This window comes from Pseudomonas sp. LBUM1676 (genome assembly GCF_059695605.1).
Genome location: NZ_CP166777.1, coordinates 5,969,954 through 5,991,566 on the forward strand (window position 1 = coordinate 5,969,954; position 21,613 = coordinate 5,991,566).

19 protein-coding genes are annotated in these 21,613 nt (G+C 59.8%); 15 read left to right on the forward strand and 4 right to left on the reverse strand.

Going from position 1 to position 21,613, the window contains the following annotated elements; all coding sequences use genetic code 11:
• Positions 1-98 precede the first annotated feature (98 nt).
• From ACA041_RS27590 to ACA041_RS27635, 10 genes are all read left to right on the forward strand, one after another.
• Positions 99-1,499, forward strand: a complete 1,401-nt coding sequence (locus ACA041_RS27590; protein ID WP_497438695.1) for a polynucleotide adenylyltransferase PcnB — start codon at positions 99-101, stop codon at positions 1,497-1,499.
• A gap of 3 nt (positions 1,500-1,502) precedes the next feature.
• Positions 1,503-1,988: a 2-amino-4-hydroxy-6-hydroxymethyldihydropteridine diphosphokinase gene (gene folK, locus ACA041_RS27595; protein WP_497438696.1), complete on the forward strand. Its 486-nt coding sequence runs from the start codon at positions 1,503-1,505 to the stop codon at positions 1,986-1,988.
• A gap of 361 nt (positions 1,989-2,349) precedes the next feature.
• Positions 2,350-3,150 (forward strand): 3-methyl-2-oxobutanoate hydroxymethyltransferase, encoded by an 801-nt coding sequence (panB, locus tag ACA041_RS27600; protein WP_497438697.1) that lies wholly within the window; start codon positions 2,350-2,352, stop codon positions 3,148-3,150.
• Positions 3,147-4,007, forward strand: a complete 861-nt coding sequence (gene panC / locus ACA041_RS27605; RefSeq protein ID WP_497438698.1) for a pantoate--beta-alanine ligase — start codon at positions 3,147-3,149, stop codon at positions 4,005-4,007. Before panB ends, panC begins: the two co-directional genes overlap by 4 nt.
• 289 nt (positions 4,008-4,296) lie before the next feature.
• Positions 4,297-5,961: a glucose-6-phosphate isomerase gene (pgi, locus tag ACA041_RS27610; protein WP_497438699.1), complete on the forward strand. Its 1,665-nt coding sequence runs from the start codon at positions 4,297-4,299 to the stop codon at positions 5,959-5,961.
• A 171-nt stretch (positions 5,962-6,132) separates the two neighbouring features.
• Positions 6,133-8,070, forward strand: coding sequence for an acetate--CoA ligase (acs, locus tag ACA041_RS27615; protein WP_497438700.1), 1,938 nt, complete (start codon positions 6,133-6,135; stop codon positions 8,068-8,070).
• 123 nt (positions 8,071-8,193) lie between these two features.
• On the forward strand, positions 8,194-9,066 hold the full coding sequence (locus ACA041_RS27620; RefSeq protein WP_497438701.1) for an oxygenase MpaB family protein: 873 nt from the start codon (positions 8,194-8,196) through the stop codon (positions 9,064-9,066).
• A gap of 213 nt (positions 9,067-9,279) precedes the next feature.
• Positions 9,280-10,296, forward strand: a complete 1,017-nt coding sequence (locus ACA041_RS27625; protein WP_497438702.1) for a class I SAM-dependent rRNA methyltransferase — start codon at positions 9,280-9,282, stop codon at positions 10,294-10,296.
• A 92-nt stretch (positions 10,297-10,388) separates the two neighbouring features.
• Entirely contained in the window at positions 10,389-13,340 is a 2,952-nt protein-coding gene (locus tag ACA041_RS27630; protein WP_497438703.1) for a DUF748 domain-containing protein, read from the forward strand.
• Positions 13,340-13,636, forward strand: coding sequence for a DUF2845 domain-containing protein (locus tag ACA041_RS27635; protein ID WP_497442186.1), 297 nt, complete (start codon positions 13,340-13,342; stop codon positions 13,634-13,636). Before ACA041_RS27630 ends, ACA041_RS27635 begins: the two co-directional genes overlap by 1 nt.
• Positions 13,637-13,905: 269 nt before the next feature.
• On the opposite strand, the gene ACA041_RS27640 is transcribed toward ACA041_RS27635, so the two are convergent.
• Both ACA041_RS27640 and ACA041_RS27645 read right to left on the reverse strand, forming a co-directional pair.
• Positions 13,906-14,259, reverse strand: coding sequence for a BON domain-containing protein (locus ACA041_RS27640; protein ID WP_497438704.1), 354 nt, complete (start codon positions 14,257-14,259; stop codon positions 13,906-13,908).
• A gap of 315 nt (positions 14,260-14,574) precedes the next feature.
• Positions 14,575-14,991, reverse strand: a complete 417-nt coding sequence (locus ACA041_RS27645) for a pilin (RefSeq protein ID WP_497438705.1) — start codon at positions 14,989-14,991, stop codon at positions 14,575-14,577.
• A gap of 225 nt (positions 14,992-15,216) precedes the next feature.
• Here ACA041_RS27645 and pilB point away from each other — a divergent pair, with 225 nt between their 5' ends.
• The 5 genes from pilB to yacG are packed head-to-tail and all read left to right on the forward strand — an operon-like array spanning position 15,217 to position 19,828.
• Positions 15,217-16,917: a type IV-A pilus assembly ATPase PilB gene (pilB, locus tag ACA041_RS27650; protein WP_497438706.1), complete on the forward strand. Its 1,701-nt coding sequence runs from the start codon at positions 15,217-15,219 to the stop codon at positions 16,915-16,917.
• Positions 16,918-16,919: 2 nt separating this feature from the next.
• Entirely contained in the window at positions 16,920-18,137 is a 1,218-nt protein-coding gene (locus ACA041_RS27655; protein WP_497438707.1) for a type II secretion system F family protein, read from the forward strand.
• A 1-nt stretch (position 18,138) separates the two neighbouring features.
• Positions 18,139-19,011, forward strand: a complete 873-nt coding sequence (locus ACA041_RS27660; protein WP_497438708.1) for a prepilin peptidase — start codon at positions 18,139-18,141, stop codon at positions 19,009-19,011.
• Entirely contained in the window at positions 19,008-19,631 is a 624-nt protein-coding gene (gene coaE, locus ACA041_RS27665) for a dephospho-CoA kinase (protein WP_497438709.1), read from the forward strand. The genes ACA041_RS27660 and coaE overlap by 4 nt, the downstream gene beginning before the upstream one ends.
• A complete protein-coding gene (yacG, locus tag ACA041_RS27670; protein ID WP_497438710.1) occupies positions 19,628-19,828 on the forward strand; it encodes a DNA gyrase inhibitor YacG in 201 nt (66 codons plus the stop codon). Before coaE ends, yacG begins: the two co-directional genes overlap by 4 nt.
• A 64-nt stretch (positions 19,829-19,892) precedes the next feature.
• Here yacG and ACA041_RS27675 read toward each other — a convergent pair whose 3' ends face one another.
• Both ACA041_RS27675 and ACA041_RS27680 read right to left on the reverse strand, forming a co-directional pair.
• Positions 19,893-20,582, reverse strand: a complete 690-nt coding sequence (locus ACA041_RS27675; RefSeq protein WP_497438711.1) for an energy-coupling factor ABC transporter permease — start codon at positions 20,580-20,582, stop codon at positions 19,893-19,895.
• A 73-nt stretch (positions 20,583-20,655) separates the two neighbouring features.
• Positions 20,656-21,588 (reverse strand): LysR family transcriptional regulator, encoded by a 933-nt coding sequence (locus ACA041_RS27680; protein ID WP_497438712.1) that lies wholly within the window; start codon positions 21,586-21,588, stop codon positions 20,656-20,658.
• Positions 21,589-21,613 lie beyond the last annotated feature (25 nt).

The following is a 21,613-nucleotide window of genomic DNA, read 5'->3' on the forward strand; positions in this document are numbered from 1 at the left end:
CTGTGTCCTACACCATCCCCTGACTAAATGCTAGAATCCCCGCCCATCATGCGGTCATTCTTCGTTATGGCCGAACATTCCTTCAAACAGTGCATCCCATGCTGAAGAAGCTGTTCCAGTCATTCCGTTCTCCAAAGCGTCATACGCAACACATTCGCAGCACGCCTGAAGTGCTTAACAGCGGCCAACATTCGCTGCAAAAGGGGCAATTCAGCCGTTATGCGGTGAATATCGTCGATCGCCTGCAGAACGCCGGTTACCAGGCTTACCTGGTCGGTGGTTGCGTGCGCGACATGCTGCTGGGCATCACGCCAAAAGACTTCGATGTCGCCACCAGCGCCACACCCGAACAGGTCCGGGCCGAATTCCGCAACGCGCGGATCATCGGCCGTCGCTTCAAACTGGTACACATCCACTTTGGCCGCGAAATCATCGAAGTCGCGACCTTCCGTGCCAACCACCCGCAAAACGACGAGGAGGAAGACAGCAACCAGTCTTCCCGCAACGAGAGCGGGCGCATCCTGCGCGATAACGTCTACGGCACGCTGGAAGAAGACGCGCAACGTCGCGACTTCACCATCAACGCCCTGTATTACGACCCGGTCAGTGAACGCATCCTCGACTACGCCAACGGCGTACACGACATTCGCAATCACCTGATCCGCCTGATCGGCGATCCGAAGCAACGTTACCAGGAAGACCCGGTACGGATGTTGCGGGCCGTGCGTTTCGCCGCCAAGCTGAATTTCGGTATCGAAAAACACAGCGCCGCGCCGATTCGCGACCTGGCACCGATGCTGCGCGAGATCCCGTCGGCCCGCCTGTTCGAAGAAGTACTCAAGTTGTTCCTCTCCGGCCATGCCGCGGACACCTTCGAGATGCTGGTCGACCTGCAGCTGTTTGATCCGTTGTTCCCGGCCAGTGCCGAGGCGCTGGAATACAACCCGACGTATACCCACACCTTGATCAGCGAAGCGTTGATCAACACCGACCTGCGCATCAAGCAGAACAAACCGGTGACCCCGGCGTTCCTGTTTGCAGCCCTGCTATGGCCTGCCCTGCCAGCCCGCGTACTGCGTCTGCAAGAACGTGGCATGCCGCCGATTCCGGCGATGCAGGAAGCGGCACACGAGCTGATTGCCGAGCAGTGCCAGCGGATCGCGATTCCCAAACGCTTCACCATGCCGATCCGCGAGATCTGGGACATGCAGGAGCGCCTGCCCCGCCGCAGCGGCAAACGCGCCGATCTGTTGCTGGACAACCCGCGATTCCGCGCCGGTTACGACTTCCTGCTGCTGCGCGAAAGCGCCGGCGAACAGACCGATGGTCTGGGCGAATGGTGGACCGATTATCAGGACGCCAACGACAGCGAACGTCGGGACATGATCCGCGACCTCAGTGGCAAGGATGACGGCACCGGTGCGCCGCGCAAACGTCGCCGTAGCGGTGGCGCCAAGCGCAAACGCGCGGCCGGCGCGCCGAGCGCCACGGGCGAGTAACCCATGGAACGCATCTACATCGGCATGGGCAGCAATCTGGCTGACCCCGCCGAACAATTGCGCAGCGCGGTCGAAGCCCTGGCGCAGCTGCCGCAGACCGACCTGGTCGCGGTTTCCGGGTTTTATCAGAGTGACTCGCTGCTGCCCGGACAACCGCGGTACACCAACGCGGTCGCCGCCCTCGACAGCACGCTGCCACCGCTGGAGCTGCTGGATGCGCTGCAAGCCATCGAAAATGGACAGGGCCGCGAGCGCCTGGAACGCTGGGGGCCGCGTACGCTGGATCTCGACATCGTGCTGTTTGGTGATCGACTGATCGACGAGCCTCGGCTCAAGGTGCCTCATTACCATCTGCAGGAACGGGCCTTCGTGCTGTATCCGCTGGCGGAACTTGCGCCTGCGGATTTGCGTCTTGCAGATGGCCGCGTACTTAGCGAATTGCTCGCAGCCTGCCCGTTCGTCGGCCTGGAACGCCTCTCCCAAAGTTGACAAAAATCCCCTGTGGGAGCGAGCCTGCTCGCGAATGCGGTGGATCAGTCGGCATCACTGCTGAATGACACACCGCTTCGCGAGCAGGCTCGCTCCCACATTGGTTTGTGTTGTTCTCGCAGAATTTGCTGAAACGCATCAGTTACCCCGGTAACACCCCCCACGTAACAACGCGGTAACACACCCAATTGACTTCCCGAGTTCTCCTCACGACTATAGGCGTCCCGTTGTCGCCAACACGGCGTTGAAGGGCGCAATCCAGGCCTTAAAAGCACGACACCAGACCGTGCGCCTGTCGTTAACGAAGAATCATGCGCGTTACTCGCAGTAGTTTCCACAGCGCCTGAATGAGGAACTTTTCATGCCAGCCATCACCCTGACCACGCTGCAAGGTCTCAAGCAAAAAGGTGAAAAAATCACCATGCTGACCTGCTATGACGCAACTTTCGCCCACGCTTGCAATGAGGCGGGTGTCGAAGTGCTGCTGGTGGGCGACTCCCTCGGCATGGTTTTGCAGGGTCACGACAGCACCCTGCCGGTCACCACCGCTGAAATGGCTTATCACGTGGCCTGCGTCAAACGCGGCAACACCGATGCGTTGATCCTTGCCGACCTGCCCTTCATGGCCTACGCCACCACCGAACAAGCCATGACCAACAGCGCGCTGTTGATGCAGGCCGGTGCGCACATGGTCAAGGTTGAAGGTGCATTGTGGCTGGCGGACTCGATCCGCCTGCTGGCCGAGCGTGGCATTCCGGTCTGCGCGCACATGGGGCTGACGCCGCAGTCGGTGAACATCCTCGGCGGTTACAAAGTCCAGGGCCGCAATGAAAACCAGGCGCGGCAGATGCGTGCTGATGCGATCTCCCTTGAACAGGCCGGCGCGGCCATGCTGCTGCTCGAATGCGTGCCGAGTGAACTGGCCGAAGAAATCAGCCACGCGGTGAAGATCCCGGTGATCGGTATCGGTGCCGGCAGTGCTACCGATGGCCAGGTTCTGGTGCTGCACGACATGCTGGGCCTTTCCATCACCGGCCGCGTACCCAAGTTCGTGAAGAACTTCATGACTGGCCAGACCAGCATTCACGCCGCCTTGAGCGCCTACGTCACTGAAGTAAAAGCGGCATCTTTCCCCGGCATCGAACACGGATTTTCTGCATGAACACCGTCAAGACCGTACGCGATCTGCGGGCCGCCGTGGCCCGCGCCCGTAGCGAAGGCAAGCGCATCGGCTTCGTGCCGACCATGGGCAACCTGCACAGCGGCCATATCGCGCTGATTACCAAAGCCACCCAACGGGTGGATTTCGTGGTTGCGAGCATTTTCGTCAACCCTTTGCAATTCGGTGCCGGCGAAGACCTCGACAAGTACCCGCGCACGCTGGCCGCTGACCAGGAGAAACTGCTCGAGGCCGGTTGCCATTTGCTGTTCGCCCCCTCCGTCGAAGAGATGTACCCCGACGGCATGACTGGCCAGACCCGGGTCAGTGTTCCGCAGCTCTCCGAAGGTTTGTGCGGCGCCAGCCGTCCCGGGCATTTCGAAGGGGTGGCGACGGTCGTCAGCAAGTTATTCAACATGGTCCAGCCGGACCTGGCGATCTTTGGCCAGAAAGACTTTCAGCAGTTGGCGGTGATCAAATCCCTGGTCCATGACTTGAACATGCCGATCCAGATCATCGGCGAGCCGACCGTGCGTGCGGCCGACGGCCTGGCGCTGTCGTCGCGCAATGGCTTCCTCAGCGAAGAGCAGCGGGCCGTTGCGCCTGTCGTGTACCGCGGGCTGAGCCAGATCGCCGAGGCAATCAAACAGGGCGACCGGGATTTCCCGGCGTTGATCGCTGCACAGGTCAAGCAGCTTGAAGCGGCTGGCCTGCGTCCTGATTACCTGGAGATTCGCCATGCCAAGACCTTGCGCCCGGCGACTGCGCAGGATCGGGATCTGGTGATTCTGGTGGCGGCATTCCTCGGTACTACGCGCTTGATCGACAACCTGCATCTGAACCTCGAAGCATCCGCCTGACCCATCACCATCCCCCTGTGGGAGCAAGCCCGCTCCCACATTAGATATGCGGCTATATTCATAACGAAGTGCTTCCTCCCTTCCGTCTGTCGGACTGTTCCTCGGTCCGATGTTAAAAAAGTACCGGAAACAGGTCAGACAAAGTCAAGACAGATCCCCGCGCGGGGGTTACTGTATTCGCCCTGCGCCATGAAATCGTGTCGACGCAGTTGACCGGACCGCCCACCCACAGCGCTCCGGGATTTTTTAGTGTTCAAAGGCCGTTCAAGTAAAAAGGAAACCCGCAGCGATGGCGTACTACCGCACTCCTCACGATGTGACCGCTCTGCCCGCCTGGCAAGCGTTGAATGACCACCGCCAAGCCATGCAGGATTTCAGCATGCGCGAAGCGTTTAATGCAGACCCGCAGCGCTTTACTCAATTCACCCTCAGCAGCTGTGGCCTGTTTCTCGACTATTCGAAGAACCTGATCAACGCCGAGACCCGCAACCTGCTGGTGGGCCTGGCCAACGAAGTCGACCTCAAGGGCGCGATCAAAGCGCTGTTCGACGGCGAGATCCTCAACTCCTCGGAAGGTCGTCCGGCCCTGCACACCGCCCTGCGCCGCCCGGTGGGCGACAAGCTGTCGGTCAACGGCGTCAACGTGATGCCCGAAGTGCACAAGGTGCTGAACCAGATCACCGACCTCGTGGGCCGTATCCACGACGGCCTGTGGCGTGGTTACACCGAGAAACCGATCACGGACGTGGTGAACATCGGCATCGGTGGCTCGTTCCTCGGCCCGGAGCTGGTCTCTGAAGCGCTGCTGTCCTACGCGCAGAAAGGCGTACGCTGCCACTACCTGGCGAACATCGATGGCAGTGAGTTCCACGAACTGACCATGAAGCTGCGCGCCGAGACCACGCTGTTCATCGTCTCGTCGAAATCCTTCAACACCCTCGAAACCCTGAAGAATGCCCAGGCCGCACGTGCCTGGTACCTGGCTCAGGGTGGCTCGGAAGCCGAGCTGTATCGTCACTTCATCGCCGTCTCCAGCAACAACGCGGCGGCCGTGGCGTTCGGTATCCGCGAAGAAAACATCTTCCCGATGTGGGACTGGGTCGGCGGGCGTTACTCGCTGTGGTCGGCCATCGGTCTGCCAATTGCCCTGGCCATCGGCATGTCGAACTTCAAGGAACTGCTGTCCGGTGCCTACACCATGGACCAGCATTTCCAGAGCGCTCCATTCGAACAGAACATGCCCGTGCTGCTGGCCTTGCTGGGTGTGTGGTACGGCAACTTCTGGGGCGCGCAGAGCCACGCGATCCTGCCGTACGACCACTACCTGCGCAACATCACCAAGCATTTGCAACAGCTGGACATGGAATCCAATGGCAAGAGCGTGCGCCAGGACGGCACTGCCGTGTCCACCGACACCGGTCCGGTGATCTGGGGTGGCGTCGGTTGCAACGGTCAGCACGCCTATCATCAGTTGCTGCACCAGGGCACCCAACTGATCCCCGCCGACTTCATCGTGCCGATTGTCAGCTTCAACCCGGTGTCCGACCATCATCAGTGGCTGTACGCCAACTGCCTGTCGCAAAGTCAGGCACTGATGATCGGCAAGAACCGCGCCGAGGCGGAAGCCGAATTGCGTGACAAGGGCGTGAGCGAAGAAGACATACAGAAAATCGCACCGCACAAGGTGATTCCGGGCAACCGTCCGAGCAACACCCTGGTGGTCGAGCGCATCAGCCCGCGTCGTCTCGGTGCGCTGGTGGCGATGTACGAACACAAAGTCTTCGTGCAAAGCGTCGTCTGGGGCATCAATGCCTTCGACCAATGGGGGGTGGAGCTGGGCAAGGAGCTGGGCAAAGGCGTCTACAACCGCCTGGTCGGCAGCGAAGAAACACCGGCCGACGATGCTTCTACCCAAGGCTTGATCGACTACTTCCGCGGTCGTCACCGCGGGTGATTTGACGCCACTCCTGCAGGAGGTACTAACCTTGTAGGAGCCGGCTTGCTGGCGATAGCGTCGTATCAGTCGACACAAATGTTGAATGACACACCGCTATCGCCAGCAAGCCGGCTCCTACGAGGGTCGTGTAGCTCCCCTCTTGTCCAAAAACAAGAATAAGGAACCGTCATGTTCGATATCAGCACGTTCCCCAAGGCCGATGCCGTCCGCCGGGCTGCAAACTTGAGTCAAGACGACTATCAGCATCTGTACCGCCAATCCATTGAGCACCCGAGCACCTTCTGGGCTGAACAAGCCACTCTCTTTCTCGACTGGAGTACCCCATGGGATACCGTCCAGCGCTATAACCTGAAAACCGGCGAAGCCAGCTGGTTTGCCGGCGGGAAGTTGAATGTCAGTTATAACTGCATCGACCGCCACCTGGAAAAACGCGGCGATCAGATCGCAATCATCTGGGAAGGCGACGACCCCGCGGAATCCACGCAGATCACCTACAAAAAACTGCATCACAACGTCTGTCGCCTGGCCAACGTGCTCAAAAGCCGTGGAGTGAAGAAAGGCGACCGGGTGTGCATCTACATGCCGATGATCCCCGAAGCGGCCTACGCCATGCTCGCCTGCACCCGGATCGGGGCGGTGCACTCGGTGGTGTTTGGTGGTTTTTCTCCGGACTCTGTGCGCGACCGTATTCTCGACGCCGACTGCCGCACCGTGATTACCGCCGATGAAGGCGTGCGCGGCGGTAAAGTCGTGCCGCTCAAGCAGAAGGTCGACAAGGCGCTGCAAAGCTGCCCGAATGTCAGCACGGTCATTGTGGTCGAACGCACCCAGGGTGAGGTCGACTGGGTCGAAGGCCGCGATATCTGGTATCACCAGGCGCTGCGCGACGTCAGCGACGATTGCCCGCCTGAGCCGATGGACGCCGAAGATCCGCTGTTCATCCTCTACACCTCCGGCAGCACGGGCAAACCCAAAGGCGTGCTGCACACCACCGGTGGCTACCTGCTCCAGGCGGCAATGACCTTCAAGTACGTGCTCGACTACCGCGATGACGAAGTCTTCTGGTGCACCGCCGATGTCGGCTGGGTGACCGGCCACAGCTACATCGTCTACGGTCCGCTGGCCAACGGCGCCACCACGCTGATCTTCGAAGGCGTGCCCAGCTATCCGAGCAGCTCGCGCTTCTGGCAAGTGATCGACAAGCACCATGTGAACATCTTCTACACCGCGCCGACCGCCCTGCGCTCGCTGATGCGCGAAGGTCTGGGGCCCTTGAAGGAAACGTCCCGCGCAAGCCTCAGATTACTCGGCAGTGTCGGTGAGCCGATCAACCCGGAAGCCTGGGAATGGTACTTCAATGCCGTCGGCGAGCAGCGTTGCCCGATCGTCGACACCTGGTGGCAGACCGAAACCGGCGGCATCATGCTCAGCCCCCTGGTCAGCGCCCAACGGATCAAACCCGGCTGCGCCACGCAGCCGATGTTCGGCGTGCAACCGGTGCTGCTCGATGAAGTGGGCAAGGAGATCAAGGGCGCCGGCAGCGGCGTGCTGGTGATCAAATCCAGCTGGCCAGCGCAGATTCGCAGTGTCTACGGTGACCCGCAACGGATGGTCGACACCTACTTCAAGCCTTACCCCGGCTATTACTTCACCGGCGATGGCGCGCGGCGCGACGAGGACGGCGACTACTGGATCACCGGGCGCATCGACGACGTGATCAATGTGTCCGGACACCGCATCGGCACGGCCGAAGTGGAAAGCGCCCTGGTGCTCCATGACAGCATCGCTGAAGCCGCGGTGGTCGGTTATCCCCATGACATCAAGGGCCAGGGCATTTATGCCTTCATCACGCCCATGAACGGCACCGAGCCCAACGACGATCTGAAGAAGGAACTGCTGGCGCATGTCAGCCAGGAAATCGGCAGCTTCGCCAAACCGGATTTGATCCAGTGGGCCCCGGCCTTGCCGAAAACCCGTTCAGGCAAGATCATGCGGCGGATTCTGCGCAAGATCGCCTGCAACGAGCTGGACACATTGGGCGACACTTCGACCCTGGCTGATCCCAGTGTGGTTCAGGAGCTGGTGGATAAACGCCTGAACCAGTAATGTGTGCGCGGCCCCCTGTAGGAGCGAGCTTGCTCGCGAAAAACGCATGGGCGCCGCGTGCATTCAGACAGCCCGCGTCATCGTTAACGTCCATCGCGAGCAAGCTCGCTCCTACAGGTCGCCATGGAATTCATCCGCACCCGCATCGAAACCCAGATCATGAGCCTCACCGGTCTGTCCCTGGGCAAGCTGGACCTGGAAAACCCCAAGGGCGATCCCGGCCTGTTCGGTCCCGATTCGGTAAGCTGGCAAGTCCATGGCGATTTCAGCAGCATGCTGATCGGCGGCATCAGTGCCCTGATGTTGCAAGCCCTGCATCCACTGGCCCTGGCCGGGGTCTGGGACCATTCGAATTTTCGCCAGGACATGCTCGGCCGCTTGCGCCGCACGGGGCAATTCATTTCCGGCACCACGTTCGGTTCGCGAAAGGACGCCGACTGGCTGATCGAGAAAGTCCGCACCATCCACCTGCAAGTGACCGGCACGGCCCCGGATGGTCGGCCATACGCCGCCAGCGATCCCGATCTACTGACCTGGGTCCACGTGGCCGAGGTCAGCAATTTCCTTGCCGCGCACCTGCGTTACCGCAACCCTGAGCTGTCCCTGGCCGATCAGGATCGCTATTACGCCGAAATCGCCATGGTTGCTGAACGTCTGGGCGCACGTGACGTTCCCCGGTCCCGGCAGGAGATTGCCGATTACCTTGAGCGAATGCGCCCGCAACTGCTGTGCGACGAACGCAGTCGGGAAGTGCTGCGACTGCTGCTGAACGCACCCGCCCCCAGCCGTCTGGCCAAGCCTTTCGGCGGCTTGATGATGCAGGCCGGGATCGACCTGCTGCCGGATTGGGCCAGCGACATGCTGGGCGTCAATCAGGGCCCGCTGCAACGCAAGCTGATCCGCGCCAGCGTCAATCGCAGTGCGCCGATGTTGCGCTGGGCGGTGCGTAACGGCTCGGTGCAGCGGGCCAGGCGGCGGATGGGCCTGTTGACCTGAACCAGATTAAACACAAAAACGTCGACCGTCCGCCTTCTGTGGCGAGGGAGCTTGCTCCCGCTCGAGTGCGAAGCGCTCGCAAATCTTTGACAAGGGCTTGGATTGTGGGGCCGCTTCGCAGCCCATCGGGAGCAAGCTCCCTCGCCACAGGCAATCCCCCTCGCCACAGTGTTAAACTCCCGCGCCCGAATTCCCTCCTGCAAGGCGCCCAGCATGTCTTCCTTGAATCAGGCGCTGCGCGCCGCCCTCGATCGTCGCCAGGACCTGCTCGCCGAGCTGCACCAGCAAGGCACCGATTGCTATCGCCTGTTCCATGGCAGCCAGGAAGGCGCTGGCGGCCTGACAATCGATCGCTACGGCCCGCAACTGTTGGTGCAAAGCTTTCACCAGTCGCTGGAGCGCGATGCCCTGCTGCAACTGCACGACACCATCAATCAGCACCTGGGCCTCGACACCCTGCTGGTGTACAACGACCGCTCCCGGGGCAACTCGCGCATCGACCGCGAAGACACCGTCTACCGCGCCGAGGAAGCCGCCCTACAAGACCTGATCGGCCATGAATGGGGCCTGAACTACAGGGTTCGTGGTCGTCATGCCGGCCAGGATCCACTGCTGTTTCTCGACCTGCGCAACACCCGCGGCTGGGTCAAGGCGCACAGCGAAAACAAAAGTGTGCTGAACCTGTTTGCCTATACCTGCGGCGTTGGCCTGAGCGCCGCAGCCGGTGGCGCCAGCGAGGTGTGCAACCTGGACTTCGCCGAAGGCAACCTGGCGGTCGGTCGCGAGAACGGTCTGCTCAATCCGCAACTGCCCGCCATGCAGTTCATCCAGTCCGACTACTTCCCGGCCATCCGTCAATTGGCCGGCCTGCCCATCAGCCAGCGCCGCGGACAGAAGCTGCCGAGCTATCCGCGCCTGGAACAGCGTCAGTACGATCTGGTGCTACTGGATCCGCCGGCCTGGGCCAAGAGCGCTTTCGGCACCGTCGACCTGCTGCGCGACTACCAGAGCCTGCTCAAACCGGCGCTGTTGACCACCGCCGATCACGGCGTGCTGATCTGCTGCAACAACCTGGCAAAGGTCAGCATGGACGACTGGCGCGAACAGGTCTTGCGTTGCGCAGAGAAGGCCGGGCGTCCAGTGCGTGAGTGGACAGTGATGAAACCGGGCGGCGATTTTCCGTCCATGGATCAACAGCCGCCGCTGAAAACACTGATCCTGCAGCTCTGAGATTCAGCAACAGCGTAAAACAAATCCTGAAAGCGCACTGACTTCGGAACCAGATTCGCGTGCCATACTCCAAGGCACTCCGATTCAGACAAATGAAGCCACACATGCCCAAAGGATTGATTCGCGCCATTGGCGCTCTGTTGACCGCGCTGGCCCTCTACAGCCTGCTGGGGTTTCTGATTTTGCCGGGTATCGCATTGCGAGTGGCCAACCAGCAACTGGCCAATTACGCGACGACGCCCGCTACGCTGACGCGAATCGAGCTCAACCCGTTCAGCCTCGAGGTCACCCTGTGGGGCCTGGTCATCGGCGAGCCGGGCAAGGAACAGGTCGGCTTCGAGCGGCTGTACGCCAATCTGCAGATCGACAGCGTCTGGACCAAGGCGCTGCACCTGTCCGACATCGAACTGGACAAACCCAAGACCGAAATCCTCTTCGGCAAGGACGGCAAGCTCAATCTGCTGGGGCTGTTCAAACTGCCCGCCAGCGAGCCGACTCCGACCGACCCGAATGCCAAGCCGTTTCCGCTGCGCGTGGATCGGATCAAACTGGCTGGCGGTAATGTGCACTTCCAGGATGCACGCCCCAGCGAACCCATCGAATTCCTCTACGACAAGCTCGATTTCGAACTGAAGAACCTCAGTACCCTGCCTGAAGACAGCGCCGACATGACGCTGGTGGCCATCGGCCCGTCAGGTGGACAGCTCGACTGGACCGGCAACTTCAGCCTGATTCCGCTTGCCTCCGAAGGTAAGCTGAAGATCACCGATGGCAAGATGAAAGCCTTTTGGCCCTATGTGCGTGACGCGGTGCCATTGGTGCTTGAAGACGGCGTCCTCGACCTGAGCACCGACTATAAACTCAACTTGTCCAAGGAAACCGAACTGCTGCTGAGTAACGTCGCAGTCAGTATTGCGCCCTTTGCCGTCAAGGCTCCAGACGGCCGACCGCTGGCAAAACTGCAGCGTCTGGACATCAGCGAAACCACCGTGGACCTGGCCAGGCAGCAAGTGGTGGTCGGCAAGATCCGCAGTCGGAAACTGGAAACCTGGGCCGCCCTTGAAGCCGATGGGCAACTGGACTGGCAGAAACTGTTCGCCAGCCAACCGTCCAAAGAAGCCGTCAAGGCCAAAGCCGAACCGGCCAGCACCCCGGCCGCCGCCGATTCGCCGAAACCCGACCCCGCGCCGCCGAGCAAGCCTTGGCAGGTGCTGCTCAAAGACGTGCAATTGCGCGATTACCAGGTGCATCTGGCCGACCGCAAGGCACAACCGGCCGTGGCCCTGGACGTCGGCCCGCTGAACCTGGACCTGAAGAACTTCGACAGCCTCAATGGCTCGCCCTTCAACCTCAAGCTCGATACCGGCGTGGGCAAGCAAGGCAAGATCATGGCGGACGGCGAAGTCAATCTGGCCCCGGTCAGCGCCAGGTTGAACGTCCAGACCAAGGACATCGACCTGCGGGTCGCGCAATCCTACATCAATCCGTTCATTCGTCTGGAACTGCGCAGCGGCATGCTCGGCAGTGATCTGGCGGTCGACTTGAAGAGCACCGAGCCGCTGGCGTTCAGCGTCACCGGGCGCGCCCAGGTCGATCAGCTGCACACCCTCGACACCCTGAAAACCCGCGACTTCCTCAAGTGGCAGCAGTTGGTGCTCGAAGGCCTGAATTATCAGCACGGCGACAGCCTGTCGATCGACAAGGTCAACCTGTTCCAACCCTATGTGCGCTTCATGATCGCCGACGATCGCACCACCAACATCGATGATCTGCTGATTCCACAACCGGCCGATTCCGGCGCCAAGGCCGCCGCGGCCAAACCCGCGACCAAGGACAAACCACTGGGCATCCACATTGGCGGCATTGCCATCAATGACGGCTCGGCCAACTTCGCCGACTTCAGCCTGACGCCGAACTTCGCCACTGTCGTTCAACAGCTCAACGGCCAGATCGGCACCATCGACAGTCGCCAGGCGAAACCGGCCAGTGTCGACATCAAAGGCAAGGTCGACCGCTATGCGCCGGTTACCATCAAGGGTTCGGTCAACCCGTTCGACCCGATGGCCAGCCTCGATATCGCCACCAGTTTCAAACGGGTGGAACTGACGACCCTGACGCCCTATTCCGGCAAATTCGCCGGCTACCGCATCCGCAAGGGTCGGCTCAATCTCGACCTGCATTACCTGATCACCAAAGGCCAGCTCAAAGCGCAAAACAAAGTGGTGGTCGAACAGCTGCAACTGGGTGAAAAAGTCGACAGCCCGGATGCGGTGAGCCTGCCTCTGAAGCTCGCCATCGCGTTGCTCAAGGATGTCGACGGCAAGATTTCCATCGAGCTGCCGGTGACCGGTGACCTGAACAACCCGCAGTTCAGCATCATGCCGATTGTCTGGCAGACCCTGCGCAATCTGATCGTCAAGGCCGCCGCCGCGCCATTCAAGATGATTGGAGGGCTGGTCAGTGGCGGTGGCTCGCAAGACCTGGGTACCGTGGCCTTTGCCCCGGGCTCTAGCGAACTGAGCAAAGACGCCGAGGCTGCGCTGATCAAGCTGTCCCAGGCACTCAAGGAACGCCCTGCCCTGCGCCTGGAGATCGAAGGCACCGCCGCGCAAAGTAGCGATGGCCCGCTGATTGCCGAACAGCGCCTGGAGCGCGAATACCAGTACAACTACTACAAGATGCTCCAGCGTCGCGGCGACAAGGTACCGGCCCAGGCATCACTGATAGAAGTGCCGGACAGCGAGAAAGGTCCACTGCTGGAAGGTATCTACCGCATACGCTTGAAGACTCAGCCACCGGCCGAATGGAAGGATCTGGGCAAGGAAGAACGCACCGCGAAAATGCGCGACGGTGTGATCCAGTTCTGGAGCTCCAGCGACGTGCTCTTGCGCCAGCTGGGTCAGGATCGCGCCAGCAGCATCAAGGATTACCTGGTGGACAAGACCAGGCTGGAGGATGACCGGGTGTATTTCATCGACACCAGTCTTGGTCAGGCTGAAAGTGATGGCCGGGTTGTCACGCAGATGCACCTGGACGCGGAATGATGAATACACAGTGGCTCGCAGCCGTGGTATTGGCATTGGCCGCCAGCCAGGCATCGGCCGCCGATACCCTGCGCTGCGGCAGTCAGCTGGTCAGCGTCGGGGACAGGTCCAGTGAAGTGCTGCAAAAATGCGGTGAACCGGTCAGCCGGGATTTGCTGGGCTACAAACGTAGCGTGGACCGGCGGGAAGAGTTCCAGGTCGAGGAATGGACCTACGGGCCTAACGGCGGGATGTATCAGTACCTGCGGTTTGAAGGTAATCGGTTGAAGCAGATCACCAGTAAACGCGGTAATTAGGCACGCCATCAATCGTTGTAGGAGCAAGCTTGCTCGCGATGAGGCCGTCACATTCAACATTTGTGTTGTCTGTTACACCGCTATCGCGAGCAAGCTTGCTCCTACAGTTGTTTTGTGGCGCCCACAATAGAACAGGCCCCGGACACGAATGTGCGGGGCCTGTAATGACCACATCCTTGTGGCCTTTCGCATGAACTCTAAAGTTGCGGCAGACGTATGACTCGGCCCGGCTACCGCGCCTTCTCCCGGTTCAGGCGAGAAGTCTTGCCTTACTCGGCTTTGAGGCCGTCAGCGGAGACCGCTTTGACGCCTTTGATTTTCTTGGCGATAGCCACGGCGACGTCTTTCTGAGATTCAGTCACTGCGGTGGTAGACGACAGGGAAACAACACCTTTGTTGGTTTCGACCTTGATGTCAGTACCAGGAATGCCTTTTTCGGTCACCAGGTCTGCTTTGACTTTGGTGGTAATCCAGGTATCGGAAGTGGCTTCTTTGGCTTCGGTGACTTCACCGGCGGCCAGCACCATTGGAGCTTGAGTGGCTTGAGTCTGGGCAAATGCAGCGCTTGCCATGGTCAGGGTCAGCGCGGTAGCAGCAGCGGCAGTGATAGCGAACTTCTTCATACGAGTAACTCCTGTTTTTTCATAAAGTCTGCTGCGTGTCTTGTCAGCAGGGTTACTGGGTATATTGCGAACGCTGTGCCAACTTTGAGACAGCTAATAATTCGTTATAAATCAGATACTTAAGAAACCACCTAATTTTCGGAATCATGCAAAATGCATGACTTCGAAATTATCTACATGCAAGTTGCGGGTTTTACCGTGGGCCTAAGGCCATGAATTGTTGGAGTTTTCTACTTTGCAAAGCATTTCGAGCGTCGAATAAAAAAACCCGCATCGAGAGATGCGGGTTTGGATCAAGCTATACAACAATTATTATCAAACGCCCTTGCAACCTTTAGGCGCGTATTCCTGCGTAACGCCGGTTGCACATGACCAACCAGTTGCTGGATCCCGGCTCAAGGTTATTGTCAGTCCAAGCACAGGCGCTGGGGCATTTTCGATTTTGCAGACGATCGTACCTACCCCTGTAGCTGCCACTCCCGTAACGGTATAAGTGCAGTTACTGGAACTTGCAGCACCGGCGGGTGCGGTGGTAGTGACGGTCGGTGCAGTGCCCTGATTAATCAAATCTTCGTATGGCACCTTCATCGCCGAGATCTCAGCCAGCCCGGCCGTCACCTTCGCTCGCGCCTGATATTTCGAGTAAGCCGGCAACGCAAACGTCGCCAAAATCCCGATGATCGCCACCACGATCAGCAATTCAATAAGCGTAAAACCTTTCTGAGTATTCATAGACAAGCTCCATGCATGAGTCGAAATCTCATGATCTGAATTAGCCACAGCACAGCCCATGCCAAGCCCGTCATCCCCAGTTATCGGGAGGTGAAGGCAACGCAGCGCCGTTTCCTACCCGCAGAATCCGCACTTTCTGACAATTATTGTCACCTCAGCACCCCTGGTTTGGCTCCGTCGCTTGACTAGGCTATAAGTCATGAACTGTCTGCGTCCGGTATCCCCATGAATGACATCGCCCTTAGCGGTCTGGCCAAGCAATTGGTGCTGGCCGAACTGCTCACTGACAAAAGCGCGCAACAGGCGTATCAGCAAGCCCAACGCAACCGGATTTCCCTGGTCAGTTACCTGGTGCAGAACAACCTGGTGAAAAGCCGTCAGGTCGCCGAGATTGCCTCGGAGCACTTCGGCATGGCCTTGCTGGACCTCAATTGCCTGGAAAAGGAAACCCAGCCCAGGGGCCTGGTCAGCGAGAAGCTGGTCCGCCAGCACCACGCCCTGCCACTGTGGCGACGGGGCAACAAACTGTTCGTAGGGATTTCCGATCCGACCAATCACCAGGCCATCAACGACATCCAGTTCAGCACCGGCCTCAGTACCGAAGCGATTCTGGTCGAAGACGAAAAACTCACGGACGCCATCGAAAAATTCTTCGACAGCCACAGTACCGGCCTGGAAGACATGGCCGACGTCGACCTCGATGGCGTGGACATCGAGTCGATCGATGACAACAATCAGGACGCCATCGCCGGGCAGGATGTCGATGACGCGCCCGTGGTGCGCTTCGTTCACAAGATGTTGCTCGATGCGATCAAGAGCGGCTCTTCCGACCTGCATTTCGAGCCCTACGAAAAAACCTATCGCGTGCGGATGCGCACCGACGGCATGCTGCGTGAAGTCGCCAAACCACCGATTCAACTGGCCAACCGCATCGCTTCACGGCTGAAAGTCATGGCCAGCCTCGACATCTCCGAACGACGCCGGCCCCAGGACGGGCGGATCAAGATGCGCCTGTCCAAGAGCAAGTCCATCGACTTCAGGGTCAATACCCTGCCGACCCTGTGGGGCGAGAAAGTGGTGATCCGGATCCTCGATCCGTCCAGCGCGCAGATGGGCATCGATGCCCTGGGCTATGAGGCCGACCAGAAAGCCTTGTACATGGCCGCGCTCAAGCAACCACAGGGGATGATCCTGGTGACCGGCCCCACCGGCTCGGGCAAGACCGTGTCGCTCTATACCGGCCTGAACATTCTCAACACCGTGGATATCAACATCTCCACCGCCGAAGACCCGGTGGAGATCAACATGGAAGGCATCAACCAGGTCAACGTCAATCCCAAGCAGGGCCTGGGCTTTGCCCAGGCGCTGCGCTCGTTTCTGCGTCAGGACCCGGACGTGATCATGGTCGGCGAAATCCGTGACCTCGAAACTGCGGAAATCGCCATCAAGGCCGCCCAAACCGGACACCTGGTGCTGTCGACCCTGCACACCAACAGTGCTGCGGAAACCCTGACCCGTCTGCACAACATGGGTATCCAGGGGTTCAACATTGCCACTTCGGTCAGCCTGATCATCGCCCAGCGCCTGGCGCGCAAATTGTGCAGCCATTGCAAGAAACCCATCGAGATTCCCCGGGAGGCGCTGCTCAAGGAAGGCTTCCCCGAGGAACGCATCGGCTCATTCACGATCTATGAGCCAGTCGGTTGCGATCACTGCAACAACGGTTACAAAGGGCGCGTAGGGATTTATGAAGTGGTCAAGAACACACCAGAGCTGCAACGCCTGATCATGGCCGAGGGCAATTCACTGGAAATCGATACCCAGATGCGTAAAGACGGGTTCAACGACCTGCGTACTTCCGGGTTGATCAAGGCCATGCAGGGCATCACCAGCCTTGAAGAAATCAACCGGGTCACCAAGGACTGAACATGGCGGTCAAAGCAGCAAAAATCAGCGTGTATGCCTGGGAAGGCACGGACAGGAAAGGCACGAAAATGACCGGCGAACTCAGCGGTCAGAATCCGGCACTGATCAAGGCGCAGTTGCGCAAGCAAGGCATCAATCCCGGCAAGGTGCGCAAGAAATCCGTCTCGATTCTCAACCTGGGCAAGCGCATCAAGGCCCAGGACATCGCCCTGTTCACCCGGCAGATGGCGACCATGATGAAAGCTGGCGTGCCGCTGCTGCAATCGTTCGACATCATTGGCGAAGGCTTCGATAACCCGGCTATGCGCAAACTGGTGGATGAGGTGAAACAGGAAGTCGCGGCGGGTAACAGCTTCGCCGCGGCGCTGCGCAAAAAGCCTCAGTACTTCGATGAGCTCTATTGCAACCTGGTCGATGCCGGCGAGCAGGCCGGCGCCCTGGACACCCTGCTGGAACGGGTGGCCACCTACAAGGAAAAGAGCGAAAGCCTCAAGGCGAAGATCAAGAAAGCCATGACCTACCCGCTCGCGGTGGTGTTCGTGGCGATCATCGTGACCGGGATTCTACTGGTCAAGGTGGTACCGCAGTTCGAGTCGGTGTTCAAGGGATTTGGTGCCGAACTGCCGGCCTTCACCGTGATGATCATCGGCCTGTCGGAATTCATGCAGGACTGGTGGTGGGTGATGCTCGGCATGCTGATCGCGGCGGTCTTCGGCCTGCGTCACGCCTTCAAGACGTCGCAAGTCTTTCGGGACCGGACGGATACCTGGCTGCTGAAACTGCCGTTGGTTGGCACGCTGATGTACAAGTCCGCGGTGGCCCGTTATGCCCGTACACTGTCGACCACCTTCGCCGCAGGCGTGCCGTTGGTCGAGGCCCTGGAGTCGGTGGCAGGCGCGACCGGCAACATTGTGTTCAAGCGTGCGGTACTGCGCATCAAGCAGGACGTTTCGACCGGCGTGCAGCTGAATTTCTCCATGCGCTCCTCCGGCATCTTTCCGAACATGGCGATCCAGATGACCGCCATTGGCGAAGAATCAGGGGCACTGGACGACATGCTCGACAAGGTCGCGGGTTTCTATGAGGACGAAGTGGATAACATGGTCGATAACCTCACCAGCCTGATGGAACCGTTCATCATGGTGGTGCTGGGGGTTGTTGTCGGTGGCCTGGTGGTTGCGATGTACCTGCCCATCTTCCAACTTGGCTCTGCGATCTGACATGCCCTTGAACGAAATCCTGATGGTCTATCCGCTGGCCTTCGTCGTCATTGCGGCAGTGCTCGGCCTGCTGGTCGGCAGCTTCCTCAATGTGGTGACCTGGCGCCTGCCGAAAATGCTCGAGCGCGAGTGGCGACTACAGGCCCACGATATTCTGGGTTTGCCTGACGCAACGCCTCTGCCGATTTACAACCTGCTGCTACCGCACTCTCAGTGCCCGCACTGCAGCCACCGGATTCGCGCCTGGGAAAATATCCCGCTGCTCAGTTTTGCGTTTCTGCGGGGACGATGCTCGAGCTGCAAGACGCCGATCAGCAAACGCTACCCGTTGACCGAACTGGCCTGCGGTCTGCTGTCGGCGTTCATCGCCTGGCACTTCGGATTCGGTTGGCCGGCATGCATGGTGCTTGTCCTGACCTGGGGCCTGTTGGCCATGAGCCTGATCGACGCCGAGCACCAACTGTTACCCGATGTGCTGGTGCTACCGCTGATGTGGCTGGGGCTGATCGTCAACAGCTTCGAGCTGTTCGTGCCCTTGCATGAGGCGTTGTGGGGCGCAGTTGCCGGCTACATGGCGCTGTGGTCGGTGTTCTGGCTGTTCAAGCTGGTCACCGGCAAGGACGGCATGGGCCACGGTGATTTCAAGCTGTTGGCGATGCTGGGCGCCTGGGGCGGCTGGCAGATCTTGCCGCTGACTATCCTGTTGTCATCCCTGGTGGGTGCCGTTATCGGCGTGATTTTGCTGCGTGTGCGCGACGCGAAAACCTCGACGCCGATCCCTTTCGGGCCCTATCTGGCGATTGCCGGCTGGATTGCGTTGCTCTGGGGTGGTCAAATAACCGACTTCTATTGGCAGTTTGTCGGTTTGAAATGAATACCCTTGTGGAAAAACCCTGGATTCTCGGCCTGACCGGCGGCATCGGCAGCGGCAAAAGCGCGGCTGCCGAGCACTTTATCGATTTGGGTGTGCACGTAGTGGACGCCGATCATGCGTCGCGTTGGGTAGTGGAACCGGGCCGACCGGCCCTGGCGAAGATCGTCGAACACTTCGGCACCGGCGTCCTTCAAGCCGACGGGCAACTGGATCGCACAGCGTTGCGCAAATTGATCTTCGAAGTGCCTGAACAACGTCTCTGGCTCGAAGCGCTGTTGCACCCGCTGATCGCCACGGAGATCGCCGATCATCTAAGCAAGGCACAATCGCCTTACGCGATTCTGGTTTCGCCGCTGTTGATCGAGTCGGGACAGTACGCCATGACCCAACGGGTGTTGGTGATCGACGCGCCCGAACAACTACAGATCGAACGCACCCTGCAGCGCGACCAGACCAGCGAGCAACAGGTCCAGGCGATCCTCAAGGCCCAGTCCAGCCGCCAGGATCGCGTGAGCCATGCCGACGATGTGGTGGTCAACGACCGCGACCTCGCCTGGCTGCACAGCGAGGTCGAACGCCTGCATCACTTTTACCTTACTTTGCGTGGAGGCCAGTCATGAGCCAAACCCCAACCGTCGATTGCCCAACCTGTGGCGCCCCTGTGGAATGGAGCCCCGAGAGCAAATTCCGGCCATTCTGTTCGGACCGTTGCAAGCTGATTGACCTGGGTGCCTGGGCGTCGGAAGAACACAAGATTCCGGTCAGTCCGGACGCCGAAGACGACATGTTCAGCGAAGATTTCGAACAGCGTCACTGACTCCGGGCATCAGTGCCGCATGAACCCGTAGTCCCGGTCCCCATCGAGGTTCTCGGCGAGCAGATCAAGATTTGGGATCGTCGTCTTTCCAGGGCGCCGAAAGGTAGCGCGTGCGATTGAAGGTCTCCAGCCATTCGGGAGAGAACACCACCAGCGCGCTGACCACCATGCCGTTGATGAAGGCCTCCGGAAAAATGATCAGCCACAGGTAACCGACAAAATCTTCCAGCCAGTACGGCATGGCAAAACGCCCGTCGAACCATAGCAACCACAGCGCCAGCAGTAGACACAGCAACGCCGACAACGCCGCTGCAAAAAATCCGGAAACGAAAATATAGACAAAGGGATTTCGCGGCTGAGCGCGCTCCACAAGAATCGCGCAGCACTCGGTGACCAGTACCGGCAGCAGGATCAGCAGCGCACCATTGACCCCCATCGCCGCCAGATCCTGGCGCCCCAGCAGCACCAGTCCCGCCTGCGCGACCAGCCCGCCGACAATCGCCAGCGGCCAGTCGAGCAGCAGGGTCACGGCGGTCATGCCGATAAAATGGTAGGACACGCCGGTATCGAAGTCTCGTCGCACCAGCCACAGCATGAACAGCGCGAATACCGTACCGAACAACAAATGCTGGCGTCGACTGTCGCTGAACAATTCGACCCACGGCGCTCGCGCGACAGCCCAGATCAGCACCGGGCCATAGATCAACCACCCCACCGTGAGGGTTTCAGGTGACAGCAACTCGGCGCCGATCATGGCTGGGCACACTCCCTTGGCTTGCCGAAAGAGAACAGGCCCTCAGTCTACGCTCTTCGCATGCCCTTCGACTTCAGGCCCAATGCCGTGGATCGTTCATCACCGCTTCGTGCTCAGCGAACAGCTTGGGTAATTCGGCCTTGAGAAAGTCCACCCACGTCCGGACCTTGGCATCGAGAAAGCGCCGCGACGGGTACATCGCGTACACATTGCGTTGACGGGGGCGCCAGGCTGGCAGCAAGCGCAACAAGGTGCCGTCGCTCAAGGGACGCGTTGCGGTATAGAACGGAATCAGGCTGATGCCCATGCCGGCCTCCGAGGCCTTGACCATCGATTCGGCGACGTTGCACTGAAAGGTCTTCGCCGGACTGACCGCCTGTTCGCCATGCTCATCCTGGAACACCCATTCATCGCTGTACAAAGGGTCGAGCATGCGCAGGCACTGATGCTCGTTCAGCGCCAGCGGAGTGTGCGGTACGCCACGCCGTTGCAGGTATTGCGGGGAGGCGCAGGGCACACTGTAGATCTGTCCGATGGCCTGGGCGACCAATTGCGAATCGGGCAGTTCGTGGGCAATCGAAATCACCACATCGTGCCCCTCCTCCAGTGGATCGGGATTGCGCTGCGACAAAGTCAGTTCGAACACCACATCCGGGTACAGCTCACTGTAACGGGCGATCAACGGCGTGATCAGCACGCCCAGGCCATTCATGCTGTGCACCCGCAGCCGTCCACTTGGCTTGAGATGGGCACCGCGCGCCTCTGCCGTCGCCTCCTCCATTTCTTCAAGGATTTGCCTGCTGCGCAGCAGGAAGCGTTCACCGGCCTCGGTCAGGCTCAACCTGCGCGTGGTGCGCTGCAGCAAACGTGCCTGCACATGTTGCTCCAGATCCGCCACCAGTCGCGACACTTGCGCGGTCGACAGATCCAGCGCGTCGGCGGCGGCGGTGAAACTTGCGCAGTCCACCACCCGGACGAACACCCGCAAGTTATTGAGCAGATCCATAGGCCCTCCCAGGGCGGTAACTGTT